Origin of the sequence: Mesorhizobium sp. M7A.F.Ca.CA.004.04.2.1, assembly GCF_004022825.1 — a bacterium.
GTDB lineage: Bacteria > Pseudomonadota > Alphaproteobacteria > Rhizobiales > Rhizobiaceae > Mesorhizobium.
This window is the reverse complement of record NZ_RZPH01000125.1, coordinates 1-8,484: the sequence shown is the minus strand read 5'-3', so window position 1 is coordinate 8,484 and position 8,484 is coordinate 1. Positions and strand designations below refer to the sequence as shown.

General features: G+C 63.6%; 8 protein-coding genes and 1 pseudogene. 2 read left to right on the top strand and 7 right to left on the bottom strand.

The window, feature by feature from the left end:
- Both EN893_RS08405 and EN893_RS08400 read right to left on the bottom strand, forming a co-directional pair.
- A pseudogene (locus tag EN893_RS08405) lies at window positions 1-454 on the bottom strand (HD domain-containing protein); the annotation flags it as partial.
- 79 nt (window positions 455-533) lie between these two features.
- A complete protein-coding gene (locus tag EN893_RS08400) occupies window positions 534-1,451 on the bottom strand; it encodes a 3-keto-5-aminohexanoate cleavage protein (RefSeq protein WP_127269383.1) in 918 nt (305 codons plus the stop codon).
- Window positions 1,452-1,527: 76 nt separating this feature from the next.
- On the opposite strand from EN893_RS08400, the gene EN893_RS08395 reads away from it, so the two are divergent.
- On the top strand, window positions 1,528-2,508 hold the full coding sequence (locus EN893_RS08395) for a GlxA family transcriptional regulator (protein ID WP_127270184.1): 981 nt from the start codon (window positions 1,528-1,530) through the stop codon (window positions 2,506-2,508).
- A gap of 63 nt (window positions 2,509-2,571) precedes the next feature.
- Here the strand turns inward: EN893_RS08395 and EN893_RS08390 are convergent, their stop codons facing one another.
- The 3 genes from EN893_RS08390 to xylA all read right to left on the bottom strand — a co-directional run bounded on the left by EN893_RS08390 (window position 2,572) and on the right by xylA (window position 5,013).
- Window positions 2,572-2,781, bottom strand: coding sequence for a hypothetical protein (locus tag EN893_RS08390; protein WP_127270186.1), 210 nt, complete (start codon window positions 2,779-2,781; stop codon window positions 2,572-2,574).
- Window positions 2,782-2,958: 177 nt separating this feature from the next.
- The gene (locus EN893_RS08385; RefSeq protein ID WP_127270188.1) at window positions 2,959-3,435 is read right to left on the bottom strand and encodes an N-acetyltransferase; all 477 of its coding nucleotides are present in this window, start codon (window positions 3,433-3,435) and stop codon (window positions 2,959-2,961) included.
- A gap of 252 nt (window positions 3,436-3,687) precedes the next feature.
- Window positions 3,688-5,013: a xylose isomerase gene (xylA, locus tag EN893_RS08380; RefSeq protein ID WP_127269940.1), complete on the bottom strand. Its 1,326-nt coding sequence runs from the start codon at window positions 5,011-5,013 to the stop codon at window positions 3,688-3,690.
- A gap of 111 nt (window positions 5,014-5,124) precedes the next feature.
- On the opposite strand from xylA, the gene EN893_RS08375 reads away from it, so the two are divergent.
- Window positions 5,125-5,487 carry a nuclear transport factor 2 family protein gene (locus tag EN893_RS08375; protein ID WP_127269938.1) on the top strand — a complete coding sequence of 121 codons (363 nt, stop codon included), beginning with the start codon at window positions 5,125-5,127 and terminating at the stop codon, window positions 5,485-5,487.
- A 197-nt stretch (window positions 5,488-5,684) separates the two neighbouring features.
- Here the strand turns inward: EN893_RS08375 and xylB are convergent, their stop codons facing one another.
- On the bottom strand, window positions 5,685-7,136 hold the full coding sequence (gene xylB / locus EN893_RS08365; RefSeq protein WP_127270191.1) for a xylulokinase: 1,452 nt from the start codon (window positions 7,134-7,136) through the stop codon (window positions 5,685-5,687).
- Window positions 7,137-7,218: 82 nt separating this feature from the next.
- A partial coding sequence (locus EN893_RS08360) for a tetratricopeptide repeat protein (protein ID WP_164900763.1) occupies window positions 7,219-8,484 on the bottom strand: 1,266 nt, incomplete at its 5' end.

Sequence of the window (8,484 nt, the reverse complement as noted above, 5' to 3'; positions counted from 1 at the left end):
GCCGGAAGAATTCGATCGGCAGCGTGTCATAATCGGGGTCGAAGCTGGACTGGTCCCAGCGTTCGCAAAACTGGTCGCAATCGTCGAAATAGGCGTGGCCGGCAAAGCGGTCGCGCGCATGGCGGTTACCGCCGAGGTGATGGGCATAGTAGAGCCGCTGGAAGTCGCCATGTTTCTCCACCACCCAAGTGCATTGTTCGCGCACGAAGGGTTTGAGGATCGAAGCGGCATATTCATCGTGATTGTAAGGCGCATAGATGTCGCCGATGTCGTGCAGTAGCGCGCAGGCGATCCAGTCGGTGTCGGCGCCGTCGCGCCAGGCACGCGTCGCCGCCTGCAGCGAATGGCCGAGCCGGGTGATCTTGTAGCCCGATAGGCCCGCGTCGAGCTGCACCAGCGCGTCGAGCAGCCGCTCGCCGGTCCTGGCCGCGTAGTCGATCTCATGCGCGGTCAGGAACTCGTAGTCGTCCCGGTCGCCATCCTTCATTGCGGTGAATTTTACGGTAGTCATGCCGACCCTCCCGACGAATAATTCATGCCGCGATCGGCGCCCGCTTGGTGAGGTTGAGCTTCTGCCGTACCTCTTCCGGCCCAAGAATCCTGGCGCCGAGATTGGTGACGATGCTGGCGGCGCGCTCGACCAACTGCGCATTGGTCGCCAGTACGCCCTTGTCGAGCCATAGATTGTCTTCCAGCCCGACGCGGACATTGCCGCCGGCCAGCACCGCCGCAGCAGCATAGGCCATCTGGTTGCGGCCGATGGCAAAGGCCGACCAGTTCCAGGTCGACGGCACATTGTTGACCATGGCCATGAAGGTGTTGAGGTCGTCCGGCGCCCCCCACGGCACGCCCATGCAGAGCTGCACCAGCGCATCGGGGTTGAGCACCTTTTCCTCGACCAGCTGCTTGGCGAACCACAAATGGCCAGTGTCGAAGGCCTCGATCTCCGGCTTGACGCCAAGCGCCGTCATCATGCCGCCCATGGCGCGCAGCATGCCTGGCGTGTTGGTCATGACATAGTCGGCCTCGGCGAAATTCATGGTGCCGCAGTCGAGCGTGCAGATTTCCGGCAGGCATTGGCGCACATGTTCCATGCGGTTGGTGGCGCCGCCCATGTCGGTGCCTTTTTCGTTGAGCGGCAACGGCGCTTCCGGCGATCCGAACACCATGTCGCCGCCCATGCCGGCGGTCAGGTTCAGCACGACGTCGACATTGGCCTCGCGGATGCGCTCGGTCACTTCGCGGTAGAGATGCACATCGCGCCTGGGCTTGCCGGTCTCGGGATCGCGGACGTGGCAGTGCACGATTGCGGCGCCAGCCTTGGCCGCGTCGATGGCCGAATCGGCGATCTGCTTTGGCGAGCGCGGCACATGAGGGCTGCGGTCCTGCGACCCGCCGGACCCGGTCACGGCACAGGTAATGAAGACCTCACGGTTCATCGCAAGCGGCATAGAACTCTCCTCCGAAAGAACAGTCCACAACAATGCCCGACTTGCCGGAAACTGTTTTGCGTTTTACGAAGCTTCCATGACGAAAAGCGAAAAACCGACGATCTTTCGTGCCGAGCGTCTGCCGCTCAAGGTGACGCTGCTGGTGTTTTCCGGCTCGTCGATCATGTGCGTGGCATCCGCCGTCGATCCACTGCGCGCCGCCAACCGCATCTCCGGCGAGACCCTGTTCGATTTTCGGCTGGTCTCGGTGACCGGCGAGGCTCCGGTCACCACATGCGGCCTGCCGGTGGCGGTCGGCGGCCGCTTCGATGCGGCTGAGCCGACCGACGTTCTTGTCGTTGTCGCCGGCTTCGGCACCCAGAACTATGCAACCTCGGCTCTGTTGTCGGGCCTGCGCCGGGCCGCACGCACGGCGCGTGCTTGCGGCGGTGTCGAGGCCGGCACCTGGCTGGTGGCACGCGCCGGCCTGCTGGAAGGGCGCAGCGCCACCACCCACTGGGAGGACATGGAGGATTTTTCCTCGGCCTTCCCTGGCGTCGATGTCCGCCCGGACCGCTATGTCATCGACGGGCCAGTGTTCACCTCGGGCGGCGCGTCACCGACCTTCGACCTGATGCTGCATCTCATCCGCACGCGGCTCGGTATGGCGGTGGCGCTCGATGTCGCCAGCGTCTTCATCTACGACCAGGCTCGCGCCGCCACCGACGCACAGCCGCTGGTCTCGCTCGGCCGGCTCGACGGCTATGACCCGCGCCTTGCGCAAGCCATCCGGCTGATGGAATCGCATGTCGACCAGCCGCTGACCATCGAAGCAGTGGCCAAGCGCGCCGGCGTGACGGCACGGACGCTGGAAAGCATCTTTCGCAAATCGATCGGCGAGACGCCGGGCGCCTATTACCTCAGGCTGCGCCTCGGCGCCGCGCGCCGGCTGGTGGTCGATACGAGGGTTGCCATGGCCGATATTGCCGGGCGGACCGGGTTCTCGTCCGCCGCGGCATTTTCGAGGGCATTTTCAAGGGCTTTCGGCGAAGCGCCGGTCAGATTGCGGAGGGGTTGATGTGCATGCCGCCCAAAAGTGTGTAGCGATTTTGGGACAACGACATGCACAAAGTCGGAAAGCTCAGGCAGCGTTCTGACGGTCACTGCCGCCGTCGATCTGCGAGCGCATCTGTCTGGCAAGATGGGTCTCGAAACGGCTGGCAACGGCGCGGTCCCATTCGTTTGAGCGGCGCGTACCATCCTTCGGATGCGGCATCGCCATCAGCCGGTCGATGATCGATCCGGCCTCGCCAGGTGAGAGCAGGGCGTCGATTTCACGTTCGTTCTGCATATCGGTTCGCCTCCTTCTTCCTCTCCCGCCACGAGCCACTCTTATATGAGAAACGTGACGGCAGTTTGAAGGCAAGAGCGAGGTCATTGAAGGGCGTCGAAGGGCAAAACCGTGTCGCGGGACCGGGCCATGCGCAAAGCTGTTCCTGCGTCCCGGCAGGTCAGATCAAGGAGAGATCTACAGCCGCTTTTCGAACAGCACCGTGGTGAAGCCACTGTCCCATTCGTCGTCTGGATAGCGGTTTTTCTCGACATAGCCGACCGCCTTGTAGAGGGCTTGTGCCGGCAGGTTGAACGTGTCGGTTTCCAGCCGCGCCTGCGCCAACCCGGCGGTGCCGATTGCCTGTTCGGCATGGGAGAGCAGCTGGCGGCCGACACCTTGGCCTTGACGGGATGCCATGACGTGCAGGGCCTCGATGAAATCGGCGCGCCAATGGATCAGGCCGGCGACCTCGCCATCGATCTCGGCAACGGCGAACTCAGGCCAGCTCCGGTCGACATAGCGCCCGCCAATATCCGTCTCGACATAGCGCCGCGCCGCTGCTTCGGTGATGTTCGGCAGCCATGTGCCTTCGAACGTTTCCTGCAGCACCTGCTTCAACGCCGGAATATCGCTCGCCTGCGCCGGGCGCACGATGATTCGATCCTCTGCCATTTTCCGTCTCCCGCCAATGCATGTCGCCCAAAAGTGCCAGCGGTTTTGGGATGACGACATGCATAAAAATAAAGGCTGCCGCACGGGCTCTCTTTCGGCGACACGCGTGGCATCTTGATCTCACGCTGGCTGCCGAAGATCTGTGCGATCCTCGGCAGCCTCTCGCGAAGTGGGCTGACTAGCAGATAGCGATGGCGGCGGCTTTCAGCCAGTGGTGCCGGATGTCGGTCCAGAGATGGAGCGGCGCGCGCCTTACACGTAGCGGTTGACGATATTTTCCAGCAGTTCCTGGCGGCCGGACCTCGGCTGCGGCTCGATCCTCTTCTTGACGACACGCTCGGCGATATCCTCAAGCGTGCGCTTGCCGGCGAGCATCGCCTTGCCCTCGGCCGTGTTCCAGCCGGCATAACGTTCGGCCAGCGGCGCCGATAGCGCCTTGTCCTCGACCATGCGGGCCGCGGCTTTCAGGCCACGTGCGCAAGAGTCCATGCCGCCGATATGGCCGATCAGCAGGTCCTGCGGATCGAGCGACTGGCGGCGCAGCTTGGCGTCGAAATTGGTGCCGCCGGTCTTGAAGCCGCCGGCCTGCAGGACCTGGTAGTAGGCCAGCGCCATTTCCGGCACGTTGTTGGGGAACTGGTCGGTGTCCCATCCCGACTGATAGTCGTTGCGGTTCATATCGATCGAACCGAAAATGCCGAGCGCATTGGCCAGAGCCAGTTCGTGCTCGAAGGAATGGCCGGCCAGGATGGCGTGGCCCTGCTCGATATTGACCTTGACCTCCTTCTCCAGCCCGAAGCGCTTGAGGAAGCCGTAGACCGTGGCGACATCGTAATCGTACTGATGCTTGGTCGGCTCCTGCGGCTTCGGCTCGATCAGGATCGCGCCCTTGAAGCCGATTTTGTGCTTGTAGTCGACGACCATGCTGAGGAACCGGCCGGCCTGTTCCTGCTCGCGCGCGAGGTCGGTGTTGAGCAGCGTCTCATAGCCTTCGCGCCCGCCCCACAGCACGTAGTTTTCGCCCTTCAGCCGCTTGGTGACGTCGATGCAGCTTTTTACCGTCGCCGCCGCGTAGGCAAAGACATCCGGATCGGGATTGGTGGCCGCCCCCGACATGAAGCGGCGATTGGAGAACAGATTGGCGGTGCCCCAAAGCAGCTTGACGCCGGTCTGCTTCATCTTCCCCGCGAAGTAATCGGCGATCTCGTCGAGGCGCGCGGCACTTTCGGAAAAATCCTTGCCTTCCGGCCGCACATCGGCGTCGTGGAAGCAGAAATAGGGCGCGCCGAGCAGCGAGAACATCTCGAAGGCGACGTCCGCTTTCAGCTTTGCCAGTTCCATCGTGTCGGTGCCACCTGCCTTGGGGAACCACGGCCGGTCGAAGGTCTGGCCGCCGAACGGATCGCCGCCCGGCCAGGCAAAGGAGTGCCAGTAGGCGACGGCGAAGCGCAGATGGTCTTCCAGCCGTTTGCCGGCGACGAGCTCGTCGGGATTGTAGAACCTATAGGCCAGCGGATTGGTCGAATCCGGCCCTTCATATTTGATTTTCTTGATGTCGCCGAAAAATCCGCTGCTCATGATTTCTGTCCTCTCACAAAGTTCTGCCGCCATTACCTCAGGCGTAATTGGTTTCAGGCCAGCGCCGGTTGAAAAGGGTCATGTCAAAACCGTCAATGAAGGAGACAGACCATGACCGACCTCACCAAGATCGCTGAAAACTACATCACCGCCTGGAACGAAAGCGATGCCGTCCGCCGGACCGAATTGCTCAAGGCGACCTTCACGGAAGACGTCAGCTATCGTGATCCGCTCATGCAGGGCGACGGCCATGAAGGCGTCGCGGCTCTGATCGACGGCGTGCAGCAGCGCTTTGCCGGCTTCCGGTTCTCGCTGAAGGGCACGCCGGACGGTTTTGCCGACAAGATCCGCTTCTCGTGGAATCTCGGGCCTGAGGGGACGCCATCGGTGATCGAAGGTACCGACATCGGAATCATTGAGAACGGCCGCCTGAAGAGCGTCACCGGCTTTCTCGACAAGGTGCCTGCGCAGTGAGGACTTCTGGGCGAGGCGGGTGCGAAGCGCCCCCCTCTGGCCTGCCGGCCATCTCCCCCTCAAGGGGGGAGATTGGCTGTCTTTCCCGCCATCGCTAATTATCAACCTTGCAAGACGAGTAAAGCCGTCAACGCTGCCGATCTCCCCCCTAGAGGGGGAGATGCCCGGCAGGGCAGAGGGGGGCGCCTCGCACTGAATCACGCGGTTACAGCCCTGATCGCCGGGTACAGCTCCCGGTAGCGCTGATAGGCATCGGCATAGACGCCGCCAAGCGCCGCGTCCGGTTCGATCGTCGCATCCGTCCTCGGTGCCGTACAGATTTCAAGCGGATCGGCACCCGTCGCCGCGATCAGGCCGAGCCGCGCGGCGCCAAAGGCGGCGCCGAAATCGCCGTCGGCGGGAATGTCGACAGGCAGTTGAAGCGCGGTGGCAATCGCCTTCAACCAGTAGTGCGAGCGCGAGCCGCCGCCGATCGCCGTCACCCGCGTCAAACTCGTGCCGGCCGTGGCCAGGGCTTCGAGGCTGTCGCGGAAGGCAAAGGCTACACCCTCCAGCACGGCCTGGGTCAGCACGGGACGGCTCGATTCATGCGCCAGCCCGGTGAACGCGCCGCGAATGGCGGCATCATTGTAGGGTGTGCGCTCGCCCGAGAGATAAGGCAGGAAGGACACGCCGCTCGGCGCCTTCAATGTGTCGCCGAGCTCAGTGGTCAATTCGCCGGCGCTCTTCCCGGTGATTTCGGACAGCCAGTTGAGCGAATCCGTCGCCGACAGGATGACCCCCATCTGGTGCCAGGTGTTCGGCAGGGCGTGGCAGAAGGTGTGAACCGCGCTAGCCGGGTTGGGCAGGTAGGAAGCGTTGGCGGCAAACAGCACGCCCGATGTGCCGAGCGAGACGAAAGCGTGGCCGGCGCCGACCGTGCCCATGCCGCAGGCCGAGGCCGCATTGTCGCCGGCGCCGCCGGCGATTGGAATGGCCTGGACGCCCCATTTCGAGGCCAATTCACTGCGCAGTGCGCCTGCCTTGTGCGTACCCTCGACCAGCGACGGCATCTGCTCCTCGTCGAGCGACGTCGCTGCGAGCAGGTCCGTACTCCAGCGCCGGTTGCCGACATCGAGCCAGGAGGTACCGGCAGAATCCGACATCTCCGAAATGTGTTCGCCCGAAAGCCAGAGCCGCAGGAAATCCTTGGGCAGCAGCACTTTTGCGACCTTGGCGAAGAGAGCGGGTTCGTTGTTTTTCACCCAGGCAAGTTTCGGCGCGGTGAAACCGGGAAAGACGATGTTGCCGGTCAGAGCGCGGAAGCGCGGATCGGCATCGAGCGCAGCCGCCTCGGCATGGCTGCGCGTGTCGTTCCACAGGATGCAGGGACGCAGCACCTTGTCGGCGGCGTCGAGCAGCGTGGCGCCATGCATCTGCCCGGACAGGCCAATGCCCTTGACTGCCGCGAGTTCATCCGGATGGGAGGATTTGAGCTCGGCAATTGCGTCTTCGCAGGCCCGGATCCAGTGCTCGGGATTCTGTTCCGACCAGCCGGGATGCGGCCGTGAAACATCAAGCGAACCATGGCCGGAACCGATGACGGTTTGCCCGGCATCGATCAGCAGCGCCTTGACGCCCGACGTTCCGAGATCGAGGCCCAGATACATGTCTTCCTCCCACGCCAGTTAATTTTTTCGGGTCTCGAAAAAATCTGACTTGGCCAGTTTTTAAAACAAGATCCGCTTCGGGTCAATTCTCCGACAAATCGGCGGCGCGTCGCACAAACAGCGCTGACAGCGGACTGTCGGGCCGCGCCATCGAACGCTCGGCCGTGAGCGCCCTGGCCAGCGCACCGTCACCGGCGCGCAACGCTGCCTCGATCAGCGTCAGGTCGATAACATCCCGCTGGGCGTGGCTGCCGCCGAAGCGATGGGAGATCGATCGGATCGGCCGGATCAGGCGCACGGTCTCGGCGTAATTGCCCTCACCGAATGCCTTGACGGCGAGCGTCAGCGGATGGCCGACATCCCGCGTGAAAGCCGCATTGTCGTCGCTGCCACGCATGGCCTCGCGCTGAGCCTCAAGCAAAGCGAGGGCCGGCGCATCTAACCCTGCACCGACAAAGGCCATCATCGCGTGGGCATCGTTGAAGGCATAATTGCCGGCGCCGGCCTTATGCCAATTGGCGGCGAGCGCCGCCCAGCGGTCGCCGACATCGACGCCGCCGAGGGCGAGCCGCCACAGGACTGCCGAGGCATCGACCATGTTGAGCGCCATCGTCGATTGCACGCTGTAAATGGGGCCGTCATAGAGGGCCAGCACCGCGTCGGTCTCGCCGAGATCATAGTGGAACAGCGCCAGGTGCCACCAATTGTGGACCTGCAGGAAACTCTCCCTTGTCCACGCTTCCGGGTTGGCCTGCATCCAGGCGATGCCATCCCTTTGCCGGCTCTGCATCTCCATAACATGGGCGACGGCATGCTGCGCCCAGCCGTCGCGCGGCTCGATGTCGACCGCCGCGCGGCCAAGCTGCTCGGCCCTCACATAGTCACCCATTTCCTCCAGCCCGAAGGCGTGCATGCCGAGCATGGCGTGGTAGCCGGGCATGCCGCTTTGCCAGGACGGCAGGGCGCGTGCGATGCGGTCGCGCAGCATGCGTGCATTGCCGGTGAAGAAATCGATCTGGTGGCCGACCTGCAGCGCCAGCCCGTCGCGCGGGGTCTCGATGGTGATGTCCTCGAGAATGCGGCTGGCTTGATGCCAGCGTCCGTTGGCGAGATGACCCAGGGCTGTGACATGCGCCCGCTCGCGCGTGGTCGCGGCAAGCGGCAGTGACGCCTCATGGCAAGCCTTGGCCACCGCTGTCGCCTCCCGCTCGGTGGCGAGGCCGAACAGATAGCCCTTGAAGACATGCGCCATGACGAAGCCGGGATCTTCCGCGATGGCGCGGTCGACGGAGGCTACGGGGTCGCCGATGAAGCACTGCAGTTCACGCACCGCCTGGCTGTAGGGGGT